17 protein-coding genes and 3 pseudogenes are annotated in these 20,716 nt (G+C 40.0%); 9 read left to right on the forward strand and 11 right to left on the reverse strand.

Going from position 1 to position 20,716, the window contains the following annotated elements; all coding sequences use genetic code 11:
* Window positions 1–463 precede the first annotated feature (463 nt).
* The gene (gene aroF, locus CK510_RS08715; protein ID WP_095721333.1) at window positions 464–1,525 is read left to right on the forward strand and encodes a 3-deoxy-7-phosphoheptulonate synthase; all 1,062 of its coding nucleotides are present in this window, start codon (window positions 464–466) and stop codon (window positions 1,523–1,525) included.
* 96 nt (window positions 1,526–1,621) lie between these two features.
* Here aroF and CK510_RS08720 read toward each other — a convergent pair whose 3' ends face one another.
* The 3 genes from CK510_RS08720 to CK510_RS08730 form a co-directional block, all read right to left on the reverse strand.
* Complete coding sequence (locus tag CK510_RS08720; protein WP_095721349.1) at window positions 1,622–2,527, reverse strand: hypothetical protein; 906 nt, start codon at window positions 2,525–2,527, stop codon at window positions 1,622–1,624.
* Between the two features lie 80 nt (window positions 2,528–2,607).
* Window positions 2,608–3,210: a DUF1517 domain-containing protein gene (locus CK510_RS08725; protein ID WP_095721334.1), complete on the reverse strand. Its 603-nt coding sequence runs from the start codon at window positions 3,208–3,210 to the stop codon at window positions 2,608–2,610.
* 215 nt (window positions 3,211–3,425) lie between these two features.
* On the reverse strand, window positions 3,426–4,988 hold the full coding sequence (locus CK510_RS08730; protein ID WP_095721335.1) for a pentapeptide repeat-containing protein: 1,563 nt from the start codon (window positions 4,986–4,988) through the stop codon (window positions 3,426–3,428).
* 115 nt (window positions 4,989–5,103) lie between these two features.
* Here CK510_RS08730 and CK510_RS08735 point away from each other — a divergent pair, with 115 nt between their 5' ends.
* The 5 genes from CK510_RS08735 (at window position 5,104) to CK510_RS08755 (ending at window position 10,215) form a co-directional block, all read left to right on the forward strand.
* A complete protein-coding gene (locus CK510_RS08735; RefSeq protein WP_095721336.1) occupies window positions 5,104–5,946 on the forward strand; it encodes a prephenate/arogenate dehydrogenase in 843 nt (280 codons plus the stop codon).
* A gap of 121 nt (window positions 5,947–6,067) precedes the next feature.
* Complete coding sequence (locus CK510_RS08740) at window positions 6,068–6,304, forward strand: DUF433 domain-containing protein (protein ID WP_095721337.1); 237 nt, start codon at window positions 6,068–6,070, stop codon at window positions 6,302–6,304.
* Window positions 6,301–6,654 carry a DUF5615 family PIN-like protein gene (locus CK510_RS08745; protein ID WP_095721338.1) on the forward strand — a complete coding sequence of 118 codons (354 nt, stop codon included), beginning with the start codon at window positions 6,301–6,303 and terminating at the stop codon, window positions 6,652–6,654. The genes CK510_RS08740 and CK510_RS08745 overlap by 4 nt, the downstream gene beginning before the upstream one ends.
* 258 nt (window positions 6,655–6,912) lie before the next feature.
* A complete protein-coding gene (locus tag CK510_RS08750; RefSeq protein ID WP_095721339.1) occupies window positions 6,913–7,500 on the forward strand; it encodes a Uma2 family endonuclease in 588 nt (195 codons plus the stop codon).
* Window positions 7,501–7,725: 225 nt separating this feature from the next.
* Window positions 7,726–10,215 (forward strand): endonuclease MutS2, encoded by a 2,490-nt coding sequence (locus CK510_RS08755; protein ID WP_095721340.1) that lies wholly within the window; start codon window positions 7,726–7,728, stop codon window positions 10,213–10,215.
* 97 nt (window positions 10,216–10,312) lie between these two features.
* Here the strand turns inward: CK510_RS08755 and CK510_RS30900 are convergent, their stop codons facing one another.
* A complete protein-coding gene (locus CK510_RS30900) occupies window positions 10,313–10,498 on the reverse strand; it encodes a hypothetical protein (RefSeq protein ID WP_143289248.1) in 186 nt (61 codons plus the stop codon).
* Between the two features lie 293 nt (window positions 10,499–10,791).
* Here CK510_RS30900 and CK510_RS08765 point away from each other — a divergent pair, with 293 nt between their 5' ends.
* Window positions 10,792–11,397 carry a DUF3038 domain-containing protein gene (locus tag CK510_RS08765; RefSeq protein ID WP_095721342.1) on the forward strand — a complete coding sequence of 202 codons (606 nt, stop codon included), beginning with the start codon at window positions 10,792–10,794 and terminating at the stop codon, window positions 11,395–11,397.
* Between the two features lie 228 nt (window positions 11,398–11,625).
* Entirely contained in the window at window positions 11,626–13,347 is a 1,722-nt protein-coding gene (locus CK510_RS08770; RefSeq protein ID WP_095721350.1) for a DUF4335 domain-containing protein, read from the forward strand.
* 226 nt (window positions 13,348–13,573) lie between these two features.
* On the opposite strand, the gene CK510_RS08775 is transcribed toward CK510_RS08770, so the two are convergent.
* The 3 genes from CK510_RS08775 to CK510_RS08785 form a co-directional block, all read right to left on the reverse strand.
* Window positions 13,574–14,038 carry a ferredoxin gene (locus CK510_RS08775; protein WP_095721343.1) on the reverse strand — a complete coding sequence of 155 codons (465 nt, stop codon included), beginning with the start codon at window positions 14,036–14,038 and terminating at the stop codon, window positions 13,574–13,576.
* A 55-nt stretch (window positions 14,039–14,093) separates the two neighbouring features.
* Entirely contained in the window at window positions 14,094–14,480 is a 387-nt protein-coding gene (locus CK510_RS08780) for a DUF1257 domain-containing protein (RefSeq protein WP_095721344.1), read from the reverse strand.
* Between the two features lie 86 nt (window positions 14,481–14,566).
* Window positions 14,567–14,779, reverse strand: a complete 213-nt coding sequence (locus tag CK510_RS08785; RefSeq protein WP_095721345.1) for a DUF2997 domain-containing protein — start codon at window positions 14,777–14,779, stop codon at window positions 14,567–14,569.
* 472 nt (window positions 14,780–15,251) lie between these two features.
* Here CK510_RS08785 and bioU point away from each other — a divergent pair, with 472 nt between their 5' ends.
* Window positions 15,252–16,241 carry a (S)-8-amino-7-oxononanoate synthase BioU gene (gene bioU, locus CK510_RS08790; RefSeq protein ID WP_095721346.1) on the forward strand — a complete coding sequence of 330 codons (990 nt, stop codon included), beginning with the start codon at window positions 15,252–15,254 and terminating at the stop codon, window positions 16,239–16,241.
* Window positions 16,242–16,518: 277 nt separating this feature from the next.
* Here bioU and CK510_RS08795 read toward each other — a convergent pair.
* The 4 genes and pseudogenes from CK510_RS08795 to CK510_RS33325 all read right to left on the reverse strand — a co-directional run.
* Window positions 16,519–18,182 (reverse strand): annotated as a pseudogene (locus CK510_RS08795) (IS5 family transposase).
* A gap of 235 nt (window positions 18,183–18,417) precedes the next feature.
* Window positions 18,418–19,574, reverse strand: a pseudogene (locus tag CK510_RS08800) (IS5 family transposase); the annotation flags it as partial.
* Between the two features lie 147 nt (window positions 19,575–19,721).
* A complete protein-coding gene (locus CK510_RS33320) occupies window positions 19,722–20,003 on the reverse strand; it encodes a hypothetical protein (protein WP_245911977.1) in 282 nt (93 codons plus the stop codon).
* A 230-nt stretch (window positions 20,004–20,233) separates the two neighbouring features.
* Window positions 20,234–20,716: pseudogene (locus CK510_RS33325) on the reverse strand (hypothetical protein); the annotation flags it as partial.

Here is a 20,716-nt window from a genome sequence, read left to right on the forward strand (position 1 = left end):
GTAATTTAGAAACGCATGAAACAACGCATTTACGTTGATACACAACATAGCTCTTTTGTACAGTGCGTAAGTCCTAATTTAGTAAAAAAAAGTCAAGTAGATTTGGTAAATTTGACTTCATTTTATTCTAAACTGTTATATATCGCTTTAGGTTAGAGATGCATCAATTACAGAGGAACAACAATCTCCCTTGTTACTCCAACTTCGCAGCTAAACCTCGTCTATCTTGAGAACTGTAGTTTTCCATAAAGACCTTGAGATTGCTACCCTGTGGGTAGGCACGAAGTGACTTCCGAAGGTAGCCGCTAACGCGTCTACCTTACGTCGCAATGACGTATTTGAATCGCTAAAAAAACTCCGGGTTTCATCATGGACGAGGTTTATCTTAAAAAAAACTTAAACAAAACCATTAAAAACCAAAAACCTTTAAAAATCAAAACAAAAATTATCAGGGAATTTACATATGATCGTAGTCATGAAAATTGGTTCCCCCCAAGCGGAAATCGACCGCATCAATGAGGAACTAACAACTTGGGGACTATCACCCGAAAAAATCGTGGGTAAACACAAAGTCGTAATCGGTTTAGTCGGAGAAACAGTTAGCTTAGACCCTTTACAAATCCAAGAAGTTAGTCCTTGGATTGAACAAGTATTACGGGTAGAACAACCTTACAAACGCGCTAGTCGAGAATATCGCCAGGGTGAAGCATCGGAGGTTGTAGTTAACACCCCAGATGGTGATGTCATCATCAGTCAACATCATCCTGTATCTGTTGTTGCTGGTCCCTGCTCCGTAGAAAACGAAGAAATGATAGTCGAAACGGCAAAGCGTGTCAAAGCTGCTGGAGCCAAATTCTTGCGTGGTGGAGCTTACAAACCTCGGACTTCACCCTACGCATTTCAAGGACATGGCGAAAGCGCATTAGACCTACTCGCAGCAGCCCGCGAGGCAAGCGGACTCGGTATTATTACAGAAGTCATGGATGCTGCCGACTTAGATAAAATCGTCAAAGTTGCTGATGTGATTCAAGTAGGGGCTAGAAACATGCAAAATTTCTCCCTACTCAAGAAAGTCGGGGCACAACCCAAACCCGTACTCTTGAAGCGAGGCATGGCAGCAACAATCGAAGACTGGTTAATGTCAGCCGAATATATATTGGCAGCAGGAAACCCGAATGTAATTTTGTGTGAACGCGGTATTCGGACATTTGACCGTCAATACACCCGTAACACTTTAGATATATCAGTAGTCCCAGTATTGCGAAAACTCACCCACTTACCAATTATGATTGACCCTAGCCACGGCACAGGTTGGTCAGAATTCGTCCCCTCAATGGCTATGGCATCGATTGCCGCAGGTTGTGACTCTTTAATGATAGAAGTTCACCCCAATCCCAAAAAAGCCCTGTCAGACGGTCCCCAATCCCTCACCCCCGATGCATTCGACAAACTTATGCAAGAACTAGCAGTCATGGGTAAAGTAGTCGGACGCTGGGAAAAAGCAGTTGCGATCGCGAAAGCCTAACTTCAAACGCATATCGCAGTCTAAAAAACAACCCAAATGTACGAATGTAGGGAATATATACATCGCGTCTCTCTGTATATATTCCCTACATATTATCTAGCGTCTTTTACTACCAAACCCACTGCTGCGGCGACTACTACTACCCGAAGAACGTCCACCACTACCGAAACTACTACCCGAATTTCGTCTTGACGAACTCGAATTACCCGAAGGTCTCAGAGTACTGCCACCAAAACCCGAACCAGTCGCACGGCTAGCATTGTTTACCCGTTGCTGATTTCTCACATTTTGATTATTCGGATAATTGCTGCGTAGATTTCCAGTAGTTCTGAAAGTTGTACGATTACGAACAGCCACAGGAGGCTCATTATAGCGGGTGCGATAGTTAGAAACCGCATCATCATAACTGCGACCATAACCACCATAACCAGTAAGTACTCCACCAGGCTGATAAACAGGGGGAATATAATGCTGCGGTCTAAATAACAAACTACCAATCGCTTGACCAGCCAAAGCACCAGCAAAAGGTGTCCAGAAACTATTTTGCTGACGCACTACGACAGTTTCTTGCTGACCAGTTTGAGGATTGGTTTTAGTTTCGGTCACGTTATGAACATATTCAATTTTGAAATCGGGAGTCAAATATAAAGACGGCTGCCTATTTTCAACCTTCAAGTAAGATTTTTTACCCTCTTTGACTTCATCATCAGTCAACCGAGCCATCTGTAAATTTTCGGTTTTAAAATTAGGTGGGTTACTATTGAGCAAAAACAGCGTATACCCACCATCACCGTCGTCATAGCTTGCCTGCTGTACTTCATATTGACCATCAGCCAATTTAGCCGAATTCGAGTTTTGTTTAGAATTCTGGCTAACACTACTTGCCTGTGGTGTCGATTGTGAAGTAGTTTGATTTGCTCCACCACCACAACCAACCGCAGTTACACATAAACTGAGCGACAACACAACGACTGTAAATTTACGCAAAATTTTCATGAATATATTCACTGTTATCCCATCTCCGAGCTTAACAACTTCTTTTCTGTTTCTGTGAGTTTTGTGAGTACGGACTTCCCAACCATTTATAGTGGGATTAACTCCGGGTAATGTTGTAACAATTGGTCGTTTGTGAGTTCATCACCCAACTGTGCGGGTGAAAAGTGAACTTGAATAGCTTTCAATTTGTGTTTGTAATGCAAATTGATTAAGGCTTTCAAACCTTCTTTTAACGCTTGAATGTTTGACAAATCACTTTCTAGTTCGAGAAGCTCCCCTGTAAATGCTGCTGTTAGCATGACAACAACATTGCGGGTTACAGGTATAGATAAAGGTTGATTGGAATCATTTACAGAACTGATGGAACTAAAGTCAGGTTCACTTAAGTAACGTTGAGCAGAATCGGTAAATAAATCGTTAACGTAATCTCCTGCCTCCCCCTCACTCCAAAATACATCACCTTCGTTAGCTGCGGATGTCCAATATTCATCGTATTGCAGCAAGGTTTGGCAAACGTGAACTAAACCTTCTCCTAAAACTTCTAAATCGCCATCAGAATTCATTGCATCCCTGGCTGTGGCATTTAACGAACCTAAAATTGGCGCAACATCCGAACCAGCCAAATGTACGAAAAGACGGCAGACTACATAACGAGTCTTACCCATCATTTTATTAAATGAATCACGCATGGTTATTCTCTTAAAGTAGTTAATGGTTATGGGTTAGGTATCTGAATTCAATAAAATATAAATCTTGATTATGTAGATTAATGTTAGGTTACGCACTCGCCTCTACCCAACCTACAAAGAATTGTATATTAATAAATCCTCATTCCTTAGTAGTTAGTAGTTATTCGGAAGAAAAAGGGGAAAAGAATAATGCCCAATGCCCCAATTATTAACTATTAACCAATAAAATGAAAACCTTTGACAAAATCAATAACTGCACTTACTGAAAATGGCTTAAATTTTACAACTTCATTGTAGTTATCATCGTAAACATTATCGGTGACATCAGAACGGTTAATCAGCCTTTTGCCAAAATTGGGATGCTCGTAAATGATCAGATGTTGCGAGCTGGAATTAGTCAAGATGGTTTGTGTTGGAGCTTGAAAGAAACCTAGCTTTGCTACCAATTCCAGAATTTTTTTCATCTGTTTAATTTTATCAGCATATCCTAATGCTTCTTCTAACAACTGGTTAAATTTTTGGATGCGATGGAATGGTATGGAACCATCATTAGATGTGTCATCGCTTTTCATCATTTCGACGGATGCCAACAAATTCTGTTGAGTATTTTTTGCATCATTAAACGGTAATATCGCTACGCAAGCGATAGGTAACAATGCTTCATCATTCTCTAAGCGAAAAGTAAACACTGTTCGTCGTCTGCCAATCTCTATACAGGGAGGTTGTCTAAGTTGACGGTACTGTTGAGCAATTTGATAGTAAGCACCAGAAGTCGCAAAATTGGATTCATGGTCGAGAGGTTTGTCTACAATGATACGAATAGTTGGTGAGGTCGCATTAAAAAAGTCCCGTGCATCTTCTGCTGTGAAATATTGAATAATTGACGAGTCTCCCGTAGGACTTAAGTCAATCCATTCGCAGGTAATACCATCGGTTTTTAAGCCAAACCTGGATGCTCCGTATAACTTTGCACCTGTTAAAGTTGCACCTGTTATATCAGCACCGATCCATTCAGCTTTGATTAACTTGGTTTGGGTGAGATTGGCATGTACTAAACTTGTATTGGTTAAATTAGCATTACTTAAATTTGCACCGCTAAGGTTTGCACCGCTTAATTTTGCACCGCTTAAATCAGCCCAGCGTAGGTTTGCACCAGTTAAATCAGCCCAGCGTAGGTTAGCACCACTAAGGTTAGCACCACTCAGATTGGCGCGGGTGAGATTAGCTTGTCGAAGTTCGGCATCACGAAGATTTGCCCCGCTTAAGTCGGTACGACAGAGGTCTATATTATTGAGTATTGCTTGTTCTAAGTTTGCTCCTGTGAGGAATCCCCCTTTGAGGGTGACTTCGGTGAGGTTTGCTTGACGGAGGTTTGCTTGCCTGAGTGTTGCTTCCCGCAAGTCGGCATTTTTGAGGTTTGCCTGGAATAAGTCAGCCCTACTTAAGTCAGCACGGATTAATTCGGCGCGAATTAGGCTAGCTTTGCTGAGGATGGCACGACTGAGATCGGCACGAATTAAGTTAGCGACATTGAGGCTAGCACCTTTGAGGTCAGCATTGACGAGGTTGGCACCACTGAGTCTAGCGACATTTAATTTGGCAAACCTTAAATTAGCATTGTTGAGATTTGCACCACTAAGGTTAACTACACTTAAGTTTGCTTGGCTGAGGTTGACACCAGTGAGTTTTGCGCCGCTTAAATTTGCTTCACCAAGGTCAATACCGCTAAAGTCTCGTACTCCAAGAGCGTATTTTTCTAAGAATTCCTCTGCCTTCATTCGTGCTACCCCTGATTTGCCAGCTTAAAAATAAGAGGGAAAAGTCTTCTTTCCCTATGTTTTGTGAAAAATTTAATATAGAAATAACTTGTTATTGATAATTTCAAAATCACTTATGAATATTGGTATTGTCGGATTGGGGCTAATTGGCGGCTCCTTGGGTTTGGATTTACGATCGCATGGGCATTACGTTATCGGTGTTAGCCGTCGCGCTTCTAGTTGTCAAACAGCTATGGCTATTGGCAGTGTTGATGAAGCATCGGTGGATTTGAGTGTACTTGCGATCGCAGAAGTCGTTTTCATTTGTACGCCTCTAGGAATTATTGTGCCCACTGTTGAGCAATTGATAACTTTTTTGCCTGCGACTACTGTTTTAACAGATGTGGGTTCAGTAAAATTACCGATAGTTCAAGCGGTGTCTTCACTATGGCACAACTTTATCGGTGGTCATCCAATGGCGGGAACGGCGGAAAGCGGTATTGAAGCGGCTTTGCGTAATTTATTTGTCGAAAACCCTTATGTATTAACGCCAACATTAACTACGCCAAAATCGGCGATTACGGTTGTTGAGGGATTAGTTCAACAATTAGGTTCAAATATTTATTTTTGTGCCCCGGAACAGCATGATAAAGCTGTCAGTTGGATTTCCCATTTACCTGTGATGGTTAGTGCATCTCTAATTGCAGCATGTGTTGATAATGGTGATTTGGAAGTTTTACAATTGGCGCAAAATTTAGCGAGTTCGGGGTTTAAAGATACTAGTCGGGTTGGTGGTGGTAATCCCGAATTAGGTGTGATGATGGCGAAATATAATCGCGATGCTTTGTTAGATTCGCTGCAAGGATATAGAAATAATCTTAATCAAATAATTGATTTAATTGAATGCGAAAATTGGGATAAACTAGAAGAGATGCTACAGTTTTCCCAATCAAATCGACCTGGTTTTATCAAAGATTAATCAGCAACATAAGATAATCCGTAGGATGGATTTTTGACCATCAAACAAAATTTTCAGCTAGTTGAAGAATTAGTGAATCTAGACTATACAAAGAAGTGTAAGCTTTGTCAAAAACAACAATATGAGCAGTAACCTCTTACAACGCATTACCTATAATCCTGATATTTGCCACGGCAAGCCCTGTATTAGGGGACTTCGCTATCCTGTAGAATTGATTCTCGAATTACTTAGCTCTGGCATGACAATGGATGAAATTTTAGCCGATTATGACGATTTAGAACGGGAAGATATTCTTGCCTCTCTGCAATTTGCCGTTCGTCTTAGCCAAGTTAAAAGCATATATAAAATTGCTTCATGAAATTTATTGTTGATGCTCAATTACCTGTTCGACTCGCTCGATTCCTAGAATCTGCGGGTTACGACACAATCCATACAAAAGATTTACCAAATAAAAATGCAACATCAGATACAGAAATTAATGCTATCTCAATGAGGGATAATCGTGTAGTAATTACCAAGGATTCTGATTTTTTAAATTCTTTTTTAACGATTAAAGAACCTTACAAATTACTACTAATTACAACAGGTAATATTAACAACTTAGAGCTAGAAACATTATTCACAGCGAATTTACAATCCTTAGCAGAGTTATTTAATAACCACTCCTATATTGAAATCACTCATGATTCAATTATTGTTCACATGTAAGTAAAAAATCTATCCCCGATGTATATATTTATTGCGAAATACTTATCTAGTCTATTCTCTATATAATTGAACTATTTAAATATAGGAATAATCTTGATGCCAGAATTGATTTTATTAAGGCAAAAAATTGGAATAAATTTACCCCATCAAATCGAATTGGCTTTATCAAAAATTAATTTATAGTTTTTTTTTTTAAAGGTCTAGAACATTCATATTTCACTCATCGCAAAATCCCTCTCATCAACAAAGGTGATCAAAATGGTGTTGCAAACAGAAAAGCGCTACTATACCCCAGAAGAATATTTAGAACTTGAGGAACAAAGTGAATTTAGAAATGAATATATATATGGAGAAATTAGACTAATGCCCGGAGGTACTACCAATCATAATAAAATTGCCGGAAATTTTTATAAGAAGTTTCCTGATGCAATTGAAGGTCAAAATTATGATATATACATAAATGATGTCAAATTGTGGATAGACAAATATGGTATTTACACATATCCTGATGTGATTGTTATCAAAGGAGAACCGGAATATTATGGAAGTGGTAAAACTATTATTACAAATCCTTTAGTAATTGTAGAAGTTTTATCAAATTCAACCAAAAATTATGACAAAGGCGAGAAATTCAAATATTACCGTTCAATTCCTAGTTTTCAAGAATATATATTAATTGACCAATATAGTTTTGCGGTGGAACAATATATAAAACAGCGTGAAGGACAATGGATTTTTCAAGAATATGAAGGTGAAAATTCTATTTTGAAGTTAAGTTCGGTTAATTTTGAAATTACTTTTAATGATATTTATACACGAATTAATTTTGAATTTAGTGAAGAATAAATCAAGAAAATATTGCATATACTAGTTAATTTGATAATTAATCAGTATAAATAAGGACGCTTTGTTTCGCTGTAACCCTTATGGAGACGTGATGAATACAGAGAGACATGATATATCACGTCTCTACATTTTTTCGAGAATGCGGTTAAAAATTATCCCGACATATATAGGCTGCAAAACCGCTAATATTGTTAACATAACTTCAGATTTTCCTTTTTCACTCCCTTGATTCAATCTGAAACCCTAGAACTACTCGAATGGTCGCGTCTTTGCCAGCATTTGTCTACTTTTGCGGCAACAAAATTAGGCGCGATCGCATCCCGTCATCTGCAAATTCCTGGTTCGCAATCCGAAAGCGAGCAATTATTAGCGCAAACAAAACAAGTATACGAACTCGAAAGTCGTCTCACCACCAGTTTATCCTTTGATGGGATTCAAGATATTGGAGATTCCCTCGAACGGGCTGAACTCCAAGGTATTTTGGCAGGGGATGAATTACTTGCGATCGCAACTACTCTAGCTGGTACGCGAAATTTGCGACGTGTGATCGATAACCATGAAGACTTGACAATTTTAATTGAGTTGGTGGCTGAACTGCGAACTTATCCGGAAATTGAGCAGGAAATTCACCGTTGTATCGATGAACGCGGACAAGTAACCGATCGTGCTAGTCAAAAATTGACTGAGATTCGCGCTGAATTACGCAAGGTACGCAGCCAAATCAACCAAAAGCTGCATAATATCATCCATGTGAAATCGAATGCGGTACAGGAGCAAATTATTACCCAACGTGGCGATCGGTTTGTGATTCCTGTGAAGGCTTCCCATAAAGATGTAATTCCTGGTATCGTTCACGACACATCTACAAGTGGCGTAACTTTATACATCGAACCTAATTCTGTAGTGCCAATGGGCAACCTATTTCGACAACTGACTCGGCGCGAAGAAGTGGAAAGTGAGGTAATTCGTCGTAAATTAACAGAAGAAGTCGCCGTAGTTAAACCCGATTTAGAAAGACTTTTAGCAATTGTCACAACTTTAGATTTAGCTACCGCAAAATCCCGTTATAGCCTCTGGTTGAAAGCCAATCCTCCCCGTTTTATTAACCGCGAAAACAACGAAAATATTACTTTGCGGCAATTAAGACATCCGTTGCTGGTGTGGCAAAATCAACACGAACAAGGACACGATGTCATTCCTGTGGATATGTTAGTTCAGCCGGAAATTCGGGTTGTCACTATTACTGGTCCAAATACGGGTGGGAAAACGGTAACATTAAAGACGCTAGCATTAGCCGCTTTAATGGCAAAGGTGGGTTTATTTGTAACTGCCCGCGAACCTGTGGAATTACCTTGGTTTGATTTAATTTTGGCTGACATTGGTGATGAACAATCGCTTCAGCAAAGCTTATCGACATTTTCTGGTCACATTCGCCGAATTAGTCGGATTCTAAATGCTCTGGAAGCAGAGAATGGGGAATCCAGAAGCTTGAATCGGCAAGATGGAGAAGTCGCAGAAAATCAAGAAAAGGTTTTTTCCCAATCCCCAGTGCCCAATCCCCAATCCCTAATACTTCTCGACGAGGTAGGAGCAGGAACCGATCCAGTAGAGGGAAGTGCTTTAGCGATTTCTTTGCTACATTATTTGGCTGACAATGCTTTGCTGACAATGGCTAGTACCCACTTTGGCGAACTCAAAGCATTGAAGTATCAAGATGAACGCTTTGAAAATGCTTCAGTGGAGTTTGATGAGGCTACTTTGTCACCAACTTATCGCTTACTGTGGGGAATTCCCGGACGTTCAAATGCCCTTGCGATCGCACGTCGTTTGGGGTTGAAAGCTGAAGTTGTCGAAGCTGCAAAACAGGAAATGGGTGGTGCAAATGACGAAGTTAACGAGGTAATCGCTGGCTTGGAAGCGCAACGCAAACGCCAAGAAACCAAAGCCGCAGAAGCTCAGAAGTTATTACAGCAAGCGGAGAAATTATACAAGGAAGTATCCGACAAAGCGACTAATTTGGAGGAGCGAGAAAAATCCCTGAAAGCTTCCCAAGAAGTGGCAGTACAACAAGCAATCCACCAAGCCAAAGCTGAAATTGCCCAAGTAATTCGCCGCTTACAACAAGGTACTCCCACCGCCCAAGATGCCCAACAAGCCACAACTCAATTAAATCAGATTTCCGAAAAATTTATTCAGAAACAGCAGACCAAAACAAAACCTGCTGGATTCATGCCAAAAGTAGGCGATCGCATTCGCATTCCCAAGTTAGGACAAACTGCCGAAGTCTTAACAACACCTGATGAAGATGGGGAGTTAAATGTTCGCTTTGGCATCATGAAAATGACCGTGAAGCTGGCTGATATTGAGTCGCTGGATGGGAAAAAGCCGGAACCTGTTGAGAAGACGCGAGGACGAAAAGACAATGAAACCAAGGGGCAAAATCAAAGTGTGACCCAACCTGTTGATACTCCCATGATTCGTACTTCCAAAAATACCGTCGATTTACGCGGAAAACGGGTAGCTGACTCGGAAATAATTGTAGATAAAGCCATTTCTGAGGCAAATGGAGCAATCTGGATTATTCACGGACATGGCACTGGCAAACTGCGTCAGGGTATCCATGAATATTTACGGCAGCATCCCAGGGTTAACAAATTTGAAGCCGCAGCCCAAACCGACGGTGGCAGTGGTGTTACGATTGTTTACATTTATTAAAATTTATTTAGCAAAAATTATCACTAGTAGGGGATTGTCAAAAGCGACATTATTTGCATATAAAATTTAAGCATTGAATTCGCCAAAGCAATTGCTGTTAGTCACTAACACTTTGCTTAAACTTAATCTCAAGAGATTTCAAGATTAATGCGATACCTACGGTAAGCTGCGCTAACGCAGATTTTGCAGTATAAATTAGTGTTTGCTGAGAAATTACATCGACTATTAGCCCATTTGTACTAGTTAAAGTCAGGATAATTCTTTGAGCTTGGACTTTATTCAAAATGGGTTTCGTCTTAGAGTAAGACAAAGATAAAATGCTGTTTACCGAATCACTCGAAATTATCGACGCTTGGCTACAAGCTACTGGATAAAATAAGAGTAAGGGTGAAAAAGAAAGGGTCAAAAAAAGGAGAAGGGGGAAATAATTCATCCTACTCCCCAGTCCCAAACCCGCTTTCGTTCTTCTTACTCCCCAACATCCAACACCATACCGGGGTGAGAAACCAATCGAAACTGCCAAGAGTCTGGTTTCAAAATGGGTAACAGCAACAGCCCCTACCAGCCCGATCACCTATGCTAAAAGTTATGCACCCTGCCGCCAATTCCCCCAATCCAACTTCACAGTGGGAGGACTTAACCAAAATAGGTACTCCCAACTTAACAGAATGGGATAATATCAAAGCCCAGTTGGATTTAGTATTGTTGGCGCTAGAAACATTAACTGGCATTGGCTCTGAAGCGATGCTTACTGCTGCTATCGATTTAGGTTTAGAGTCAAAAGTGCCAGATCGTGTGGCGCTATGGCGACTGCGCCAGTCGAACCCATTACGTAAAGGGCAAGGAGGGCGGAAAAAACTAGATGTAGAAGAAGCGCGATCGCTTGTTCTCATTATCTGCCACCTTGCCAAACAGCACCAAGAATTGATTCGTCGTGCAGTCAGCTTGCTAGAACAAATGGCGGAAACAAACCGCGAACCCCATCAAGCTGCCTTGCTTGGAGATTACATTGACGCTTTCTGCAACACTTACCAAGAGCGGATGGAGGAAGACGAAAAAATCTCCACGGATTTATTAACCCACTTGGCGCTAAAATTGCTAGTCGATTTACTTTTTTATAGTGGTCAAGGTGGTCATCGCCGTCTTTGGCTAACACTTCTCGACCGCTCAACCAAATTTTAGATTTTAGATTTTAGATTGGTCGGTTGTTAACAGGATAATAGGTAATTAATAGGGAATGAACAAAATAATTCCCTCTTAAATAACTAGTAACCAATAAGCAACTACTAACAAAAAATCCAAAATCCATCTTGAAAAGTTTGCCCAACGCTCTTAACCCACACACGCAACTGTTCGCAAAATCCAAAATCCAAAATCCAAAATTAATTGTCCCCCATTGCACCTTCTGCTATGCCTCTATCAAATTCTGTCATCCGTCGCTATACACCTCCTACTTGTACGCTGGAAGTTAAGGCGCAAAACTCCCCCTTGTCGCAGTGGATGGGAAAATCAGTTCTCAAGCAGCTACGCTTTGAACTTCGTTTTGACGATCCGCGACTGCCAGAAGAAGAGAGGATCGCAATCAGAGGCGATCGCGATCGGCTTGAAGCCCTATGTGCAGTGGTGGCAGATTACGTCAAGGAGTTCCTCCAAAAATCTCCAGAGCAATTTTGGGAAAGCTATTCGGCATCGGGAAACACAAATTCAGCCATTAACAACACAGAAGTACAAGATACTCAAAATAATTCATCGCCAATAAGTACCTTAGGAAAACCATTTAATCCCGAAGTACCCAGAATCCACCCCAGAAGCGATATTTATATAGAACCTAGTAGTCCTTTATCACATAATTTGTTTCTCGGTTCATTAACTCCCCAAATCCCTGGAGGAGTAAAACTCAGCCTACTCCAACTATTTGATTTAGCATCTGCCCTTGACGAATACTCCACTGACGTATTGGCATTACCCAATCTCAACACAAGTCGCAGAAGCGCAGCCCGTATCCCTGCTTGGGCACCTGTTGCGGCAGTTGTGGCAATGGCAGTGGGTTTAACACCTCTGACCTTACAGTACGCAAACCGCACAAGACAACAACAAACCGCGAGCAAAGCAACCTCCAAACAGGAAACTATTGCCCTGCAAACACCAGCTTCAGAGGCACTAACAACGCCTTTACCCAATTTATCAGCACAAGAGAGCTTTCCCGCTCTCGGATTACCCACTCCACCACCAGGAGCCGCAAATTTACCAATCCCCAACGCTGCTGGGGTTCCCACTGCACAAGTGTCTCCAGGTATCAATCCAGGTGTCAATCCAGGTGCGATCGCACAACTACCAGCAAATTCAACTAATCCCTCGGCTCCACAAATTTCTTCTAATTTCGGCTTCTCAACACCTTTACCCTCATCAAGAAGCGCTTTTAAAGTACCTGGAGCTGTAAATCCGAAATTACCTAACATTGCAACTAGTAACTTCCCTCTAACACCACCATCGCTTCCTGCTTCAATTGCCTTTCAACCGAATATTAGTCAAAGTCGCACGGCAACATCTCCGAAAACAGGAATTACAAGTTCAGCAAGTAGTCGCTTACCGACAACTAATTTACCTGTAAGTAACTTACCTCCAGATATTTCTGCACTAACACAATTAGCACCAGAACCAAAACCTGCAAACCCCCGCAGTGGTTCGCAAACTCAAGTCAATTCCCGCACTAATACTAACGACACTTCGCAATTAATTGACAAACTCCGCGATGCTCGAAATAGTTCTGGTCAAGTGACTACCCCAAGCAATACCAACCGAAATAACAGAACTAGCAGTCGTCCGAATAATCAAAGCGGCACTATTTTTGATACACCTCAAGTTGCGGAAGCTAGAACTGCGCTGCGAAAACGTTGGCAACCCCCCGCAGGGCTAAAGCAAAGTTTGGAATATAGCTTATTAGTTAGTGTTGACGGCACAATCGAGCGGATTCTACCCCTTGGAAATGCCTCACGTAGTTATATCGATCGCACGGGAATGCCTTTAATTGGCGAACGTTTCGTATCTCCAAATCGGAATGGTCAAACTGTACGGATTCGTGCTGTTTTTAGTCCAGATGGCAAAGTTCAGACTTTCCCTGAAAACGATTAAATTAAATAAAAATTATGTTGATTTTTATACCTGATTAATTTAATTAGCCAGGTTTTTTTATGCGTGATAAGTCGGTAGATAAAAATATTGACAGTTTCGTATTTTCTTAGGTTGGGTTTTGCGATCGCGAAACCCAACCCCTTTAAAATAAAAAAAGGCTGCTACCACAACCCTTTTTTATAACTGAATATCGACTTAATCCCGATTCAAATTAACTATTTAATGGCTAATAACGGGATTTTTTGTTATTGATTGCTTTCTGCTTTCTCAGCCGTTTCTGGGAAGCCGCAACAGCCCCTTCCACAGGATAGCCAGCAACAGGAACTACTTGATATTTACGGTCATCTTCCAAATTTCTGAGTTCGGTATAATCAACCCAATGGATACAATCAACCGGACAAGTCTCGATCGCTTCTTGAATTAAGTCTTCCGAATCCCCGTCTTGTCGAATTACACGCGATCGCCCATAGTCAGGTTCAATGTAAAACGTATTTCGGGCAACGTGGGCACAATGCTTACAGCCAATACAGGTAATCTCATCAACATAAACACCCTTTTGGCGCAACATTCCCCCCAATTCTGGCTCAAAACCAGACCTTTCAGGAGCATCTCGTAAAAATCCCCCCAATTCCGGTTCAAATCCAGAGCGGTTATCATCTCCATCTGTTGGAGATGTTACAAAATCAGCCATTACACTAATTCTCCTTTCATTGTACAACCGTCTTCCACCGATCGGTGAATTTGGATTAGGCACTCCAGCGCTGTACAACTAAGCGAATCGAACCATCTTCATTATTTTGTTGTTCGGCAACCTGGAACCCCGCACGGGCAGTTTCTTTCATCACTGTTTGGAAAGCATAACGCTGGGTAATTTTACGCAAAAACCCTTCCACTGATAAATCCTGTTGCCAGTACTGCAAATCGGCTACAAGTTCGTATTCCTGACCATTCCAGCGAAAGCCGATGTCGTAATCATTATCTTGCGCGATCGCAATCTCCGCATCATGAGTTTGACCGCGATAACCCTTGACTTGGCAAGGTCCTGGCTTCCAATCAATGCCTGATTCAGTGAGTGCTTCCTGCAAAGATTCAAGATTACGGATTTGGGTTTTGATTTGGCTAAAATGTGACATGGTATTTGGTGATTTTTGTGAAATGTGATTGTTGTCAAACTAAACAAACTTGAAAACTTAATCAATGCAATCTATCGATCAAAAACTTACCAATCGCTGAAACTTGTCTGCGTGTTTGTCACAGTAGATTGCTGCACTTGCTGAGGTACGAAAAATTCCGAGGTTGGCTCATGATTAAGTACTAGTCCTAACTGTGCTTCAATTGCCGCAGTTACTTCAGCACAGGAAGCACCTATAATACCTGTAACTTTTTCTTGTACTCGACCATCTGGATAGATAATGAACTCTAATGTTTCCATTTTTACGACAACTACGTATAAGTACCCTCGGACTACACTGTTTTACCGTCAGGCTAAATCCGTAGCCATTGGTACATAGGCATTAGGTACAAATTTGTCATTTGTTCACTAATGTTCCATCCCTCAAAATATATATCTCAGAATCTTTACAAAAATTATTACTTTTCTTAGGTAACAGGTCTACTATATGTAAGTTTCCCTTAACTTTTTAGATTAGTCAAGCTGGAAAAGCAACTTGCAATGTAAGTACAAGAAAGTGAAAAATATAGGATTAATAAGGGTTTAGGTGTTATGGATTAATGCGATCGCGGTAAAACTTGTTGAAAATATTTATCATTACTATAGAATTAATCTAAATATTTATAAATGAAAAACCATTCGTAAGACATAGTGCATTGGATGATAAAATGATTTCACAATTTCGATCTATTTCGATCTATTGAGTGCAGACCAAGCAAAAGGTTTGATAAATATGCCAGCAGCGATGCGTGTAGGAATATTGGGTTTTGGGGGATTGGGGCAAGCAGCAGCCAAACTTCTCGCACCCAAAGGGGAGATGATATTAGTAGCAGCAGCAGATAAAAATGGTTACGCTCATGCTGCCGAAGGATTAAATGCTTCATCATGTATTGCGGCATATCAGTCACAAGGCTCGTTAGGATATTTAGAACCACATGGAAAAATATCCACTGAGAGTATTGAGGAGTTAATTGCTAGTAGTTGTCCCATCGATGGCTACTTTTTAGCATTACCTAACCTTCCCAATGATTTTATTGCATCGGTTGCCCAGCAGTTTATCAAACTAGGTTGGCATGGTGTACTCGTCGATGCGATTAAACGTACCAGTGCAGTCGAACAGCTTTTGGGAATGAAAGCAGAACTGGCAGCAGCAGGTATTACCTACATGACAGGATGTGGGGCAACACCAGGTTTGTTAACCGCAGCAGCATCATTAGCCGCTCAAAGCTATGCTGAGGTACATCAAGTCAAGATTACTTTCGGTGTGGGAATTGCCAATTGGGAAGCATATCGTGCCACAATTCGCGAAGATATTGCCCACATGCCAGGTTACAGCGTTGAAGTCGCCAGAGCAATGACAGATGCTGAAGTCGAAGCGCTATTAGATCAAACTGACGGCATTTTAACATTAGAAAACATGGAACATGCCGATGATGTCATGTTGGAACTGGCAGGAATATGCGATCGCGATCGCGTTACAGTAGGTGGTATAGTTGATACCCGCAACCCGAAAAAGCCCCTAAGTACGAACGTCAAAATTACCGGACGTACCTTTGAAGGGAAAATTTCTACCCATACGTTTACATTAGGTGATGAAACCAGTATGGCAGCAAACGTTTGTGGTCCCGCATTTGGTTATTTAAAAGCCGGAATTCAACTTCACAAACGTGGAATTCATGGAATATTTACCGCAGCCGAAATAATGCCACAATTTGTTAAGTAGTATTATATTCCGTAGGTTGGATAAAGGCGCACAATATAAATTTGAAGTTAAACGAGAAGTATATTTCGCGCCGCAACCCAACATTAAATATTTTAATTCTATCAACAATTAAATACAGTTTAGTTAAGCATTTTTTCTTCTCCTACTTGGCGTTCTTTGCGTCTTGGCGGTTCGTAAAAAAGACTTTTATAACATCTTAACTAAACCATCTTAGAATTTAAATAGGGCTTGCTGAAAAAGTCGTATTTAAGGCAGACCGAGAATCAATTAACAATGCTTAAAGTGGAAACAATAAACTATTATATGAGTCACTTTGAATCATTATAATATTTTCTAATCGCCCAAACCTAAAAATAGGGTAAATACAGTATTTCCTAAAATAAACACAAAAAATAGTCATAATAATTCGCCGCAGCAATGCGGAAAGGTTCATGACTAGAAAAGTTATGGCAATGGCTGTTTCAGAAGTATTAGAAAGTTTGGTCATTAGTCGGTCGAGACTATATCTTCTTTTAGCCTCTCCCTTACGGGTTCGCCAGTCGCTACAACGGGGGGAACCCCCGCAACGCGCTGGCTCACCAAATTTTCCTTCAATACAATTACGGTCTCTCTCGTCTAATTTTGTCTGTCTTTTTGTTTCTTTACTGATATTCTTAGGTGGTCGTCCTAATGGTATACCACTAATTCTAATTCCTCTTTCTTTACACCATTTTCTATTGTCTTTGGTGCGATAAATCTGGTCTACGTGTACAGATTCCGGGTAGTAACCTGTTGCTACTTTAAAAGCTTCTATCTGCGCTTTTAAGTCACTTGATTCATTAAAGTTATCCCAACTAATTCGGTCTAAAAATACATATCCTTCGTAACAACTCGCTGATAACTTGGCTCCAAATTCCACTGATGAACCAGCTTTTCCCCTTACGATTGGACGGACATGAGGTTGTGTTAAACTCACGATTCTATCGTCAACACGAGAAAGACCATTTTCATACATGAATAACTGTTGTTGGTATACTTCATTTACCACTAATAGTATTTTATATTTTTGGGCACTTAGCCACTCCAACTTGGCTCCAGAGGCTAATAGTCTATCTATATGTGATAGATTTCTTTTCAGATATTGTAGTTGTTTCTTTACTGCTTTTCTTCTTTTTTTTTTCGATGGTCGTCGTTTTTTCGCTACGTCTAGATATTCTTTTCTAGCTGTATTTCTATAGGTTCTGGGTTTTTTATTTTCGTTGTCATCTAACTCTTCATACAGAATATCTATTATTTCTTCTGTTTGCTCTCTCGCCTCGTTCAATAATCGCGAATCTTGCCACCGGGGAGTATCCCCGTGGCAAAGTTCGCCTAAATCTGTCGGATATTTAATATCTGCTGGTACACAGGTTGCATCTAATTTTAATTTACCCTGATTTTCATTTTCATTTATTTTTTCTTCTTCTCCATTGTTACTAATAACTTTTTTCCTGTTTCTTCTTCACTCTCTTTCTCTTGACTATTCTTAATCATACTCTTATTCATTCTATTGACTAATTCAATATCTATTCTTTGCCTAAAATGAACTAACATTGATGCTTCAAATGGTGCTTCATTGCTATATCTATTCAATCCGATAAAGTATTGTAAATAAGGATTCTCTCTGATTTGTTCTACTGTTTCTCTATCACTTAGTCCCAATCTTTCCTTGATTATTAAAGCTCCTATAGCTGTCCGAAAAGACTTCGCTGGTTCTTGAAAACTTTGACGGAGGCACAGCCCCCGTCAAGTTTCCGCTGCCCCCATTTCCAAAGTAAATTGTTTGGCATATTCATCTTCAAACTCTGACCAAGGAATTAAATTAGCCATCATTACCCATCTATTATCTTCCGCCAATTGCCCCTCAAATGGCAGTTCAAACTTTTCTATTGGGGTAGCTACGGTCTCAATTTTTCGATACATTTTCTCTGTTGATGTTAGGGTTTTGAGCCATTTTAACTGATTTTCTTGCACTTTTTACCGACCTATCGACCTCAATCACTATTTCTCTAAGGGTTTTATAGTTATTCAGCAAGCCCTAAATAGGGCTTGCTGAAAAAGTCGTATTTAAGCCAGACCAAGAATCAGTTAACAATGTTTGTAAGTGAAAACATAATTCATTATATGAATCAATTTGAGTAAATATAATATTTTCTAATCATCCAAATCTAAAAATAGGAAAAACACAGTATTTCCTAAAATAGATACAAAAAAAAGTCATAATAATCCGCCGCAGTAATGCGGAAAGATTCATGACTAGAAAAGTTATAGCAATGGCTGTTTCAGAAGTATTAGAAAGTTTGGTCATCACTCGGTCGAGACTATATCTTCTTTTTGCTTCTCCGAATTTACCTTCAATACAATTACGATCTCTCTCGTCTAATTGTGCCTGCTTTTTGGTTTCTTTACTGACATTTGTTGGTGGTCTTCCTAATGGTGGACCACTAATTCTGATTCCTCTTTCTTTACACCATTTTCTATTCTCCTTGTTTCGATAAATCTGATCTACATGCACTGATTCTGGATAGTATCCTGTTGCAGCTTTAAATGCTTCTACTTGTGCTTTTAAGTCACCCGATTCATTAAAATTATCCCAACTAATCCGATCTAAAAATACGTATCCTTCGTAACAACTAGCTGATAATTTAGCTCCAAATTCTACCGATGAACCAGCTTTTCCCCTCACGATTGGACGGACATGAGGTTGTGTTAAACTCACTATTCTATCGTCAACACGAGAAAGACTATTTTCATACATGAATAACTGTTGTCGGTATACTTCATTTACCACTAATAGTATTTTATATTTTTGGGCACTTAGCCACTCTAGCTTGGCTCCAAGTGCTATTAGTCTATCTATATGTGAATCGTTTCTTTTCAGGTATCGTAATTGTTTTTTTATTACTTTTCTTCTTTGTTTTTTCGATGGTCGTCGTTTTTTAGCGAAGTTTAAATATTCTTTCCTAGCTGTATTTCTGTAAGTTCTTGGTTTTTTATTTTCGTTTTCATCCAACTCTTCATACAGAATATCTATTATTTTTTCTGTTTGTTCTCTCGCTTCATTTAGTAATCCTAAATCTGTCGGATATTTAATATCTGCTGGTACACAAGTTGCATCTAACTTTAATTTACCCTTATTTTTATCTTCATCTATTTCTTCTTCTCCATCTTCAGCGCTAATAACTTTTTTTCTGTTTCTTCTTTATTGATTTTCTCTTCATTATTATTAACCATGCTTCTATTCATTCTATTCACTAATTCAATATCTCTTCTTTGTCTAAAATGAACTAACATTGATGCCTCAAACGGTGCTTCATTGTAACCTTTCACACTCCCCCCTACCTCTCAACGATAAATCAAGGGTTTCGAGCATTTTACAGGGGGGGGAGTGAATAATTACGCTTCATTACTATAGCTGTTCAATCCTATAAAGGTATCCCATCAATACTTCGGGGTAAAGATTTATTCTGGCATCCACGACCAACCAAACGGGTTAAGCGAAGATTTGTCCCGAATAATACTGCCCAAAGATGGGATATTTCCGATCAAAGAAATGCGATCGCGGATATATTCAAAAAAGCTGATACTTAATTTACGAGTAGTGGCAACAAGGGACATGAAAATATCCCATGCTTTTGTACCTTGTTCAGTTTGGGTAGCATAGCTAATTTTCCGTCGCTGCACCATAGTCCTAGCAGCTAATTCCGCAGGGTTATTATGTAAGGGTAATTCTGGATGTTCCAAAACAAGAAGTAGTTATAAAGGCTTTTGCAGCAGTTAATCGTTTTCGATTATCTAACTGCTCATAACCAGTTTCATCCGCAAAAAGTATCCAAAATTCTGACCTCAGTTCCGAGGCTTTATCTGGGTTAGGGAAGTCCTGGTAAGCTAATAATTTTCGGTAATATATCCAGAATTTTTCCAAAAAGCCATCTAGAATCTTTTGATGGCAGGCAACAAATGGAGTTAACTTTTTATAGTGCCGTCCTACCCTTCGGGAAGGCTTCGCCAACGTGTACCCAACACAAAGCTAAATCCGAAGTTAGTAACTTGAACTGCGGAGCATCATCACACAGTAGAGTTTGGATAACAGGAATATTTGATTGCTGATGATAAAATGCTATTGCGGCTGCTTCGTATAGGCGGGTACGATGTTGAGAACCTAATTTACTTAAATACTCATCAACTAACGCATTAAACTCAGTTTCTGTAAAAGCTTTTTGCTGAGGCAATAACTGGAGTTGATTAATCCACTTTATTGGTATGTTAAAAGTCTCTAATAACTCGTATGTGAGCGAGTTAAGCACAAACTCAAGCCCAGTTGTGTTTTGCAACACCTTTAATACACTCAAACGGTCTTTATTTCTTGTCGTTTGATAAATTGTATATAAAGGGTTACAAATTACGTTTGTTGTGTGATTGACTCCACCAACACGCGCTCCTGTTTGGTCAAAATG

The sequence above is a fragment of the Brunnivagina elsteri CCALA 953 genome (assembly GCF_002289455.1).
Taxonomy (GTDB): Bacteria; Cyanobacteriota; Cyanobacteriia; order Cyanobacteriales; family Nostocaceae; genus Brunnivagina; species Brunnivagina elsteri.

What these genes read in the sequence shown, in the direction of transcription:
- aroF (WP_095721333.1), top strand. Translation starts at nt 464, where the DNA reads ATGATCGTAGTCATGAAAATTGGTTCCCCCCAAGCGGAAATCGACCGC.
- CK510_RS08725 (WP_095721334.1), bottom strand. Translation starts at nt 3,210, where the DNA reads ATGCGTGATTCATTTAATAAAATGATGGGTAAGACTCGTTATGTAGTC.
- CK510_RS08730 (WP_095721335.1), bottom strand. Translation starts at nt 4,988, where the DNA reads ATGAAGGCAGAGGAATTCTTAGAAAAATACGCTCTTGGAGTACGAGAC.
- CK510_RS08735 (WP_095721336.1), top strand. Translation starts at nt 5,104, where the DNA reads ATGAATATTGGTATTGTCGGATTGGGGCTAATTGGCGGCTCCTTGGGT.
- CK510_RS08740 (WP_095721337.1), top strand. Translation starts at nt 6,068, where the DNA reads ATGAGCAGTAACCTCTTACAACGCATTACCTATAATCCTGATATTTGC.
- CK510_RS08745 (WP_095721338.1), top strand. Translation starts at nt 6,301, where the DNA reads ATGAAATTTATTGTTGATGCTCAATTACCTGTTCGACTCGCTCGATTC.
- CK510_RS08750 (WP_095721339.1), top strand. Translation starts at nt 6,913, where the DNA reads ATGGTGTTGCAAACAGAAAAGCGCTACTATACCCCAGAAGAATATTTA.
- CK510_RS08765 (WP_095721342.1), top strand. Translation starts at nt 10,792, where the DNA reads ATGCTAAAAGTTATGCACCCTGCCGCCAATTCCCCCAATCCAACTTCA.
- CK510_RS08770 (WP_095721350.1), top strand. Translation starts at nt 11,626, where the DNA reads ATGCCTCTATCAAATTCTGTCATCCGTCGCTATACACCTCCTACTTGT.
- CK510_RS08775 (WP_095721343.1), bottom strand. Translation starts at nt 14,038, where the DNA reads ATGGCTGATTTTGTAACATCTCCAACAGATGGAGATGATAACCGCTCT.
- CK510_RS08780 (WP_095721344.1), bottom strand. Translation starts at nt 14,480, where the DNA reads ATGTCACATTTTAGCCAAATCAAAACCCAAATCCGTAATCTTGAATCT.
- CK510_RS08785 (WP_095721345.1), bottom strand. Translation starts at nt 14,779, where the DNA reads ATGGAAACATTAGAGTTCATTATCTATCCAGATGGTCGAGTACAAGAA.
- bioU (WP_095721346.1), top strand. Translation starts at nt 15,252, where the DNA reads ATGCCAGCAGCGATGCGTGTAGGAATATTGGGTTTTGGGGGATTGGGG.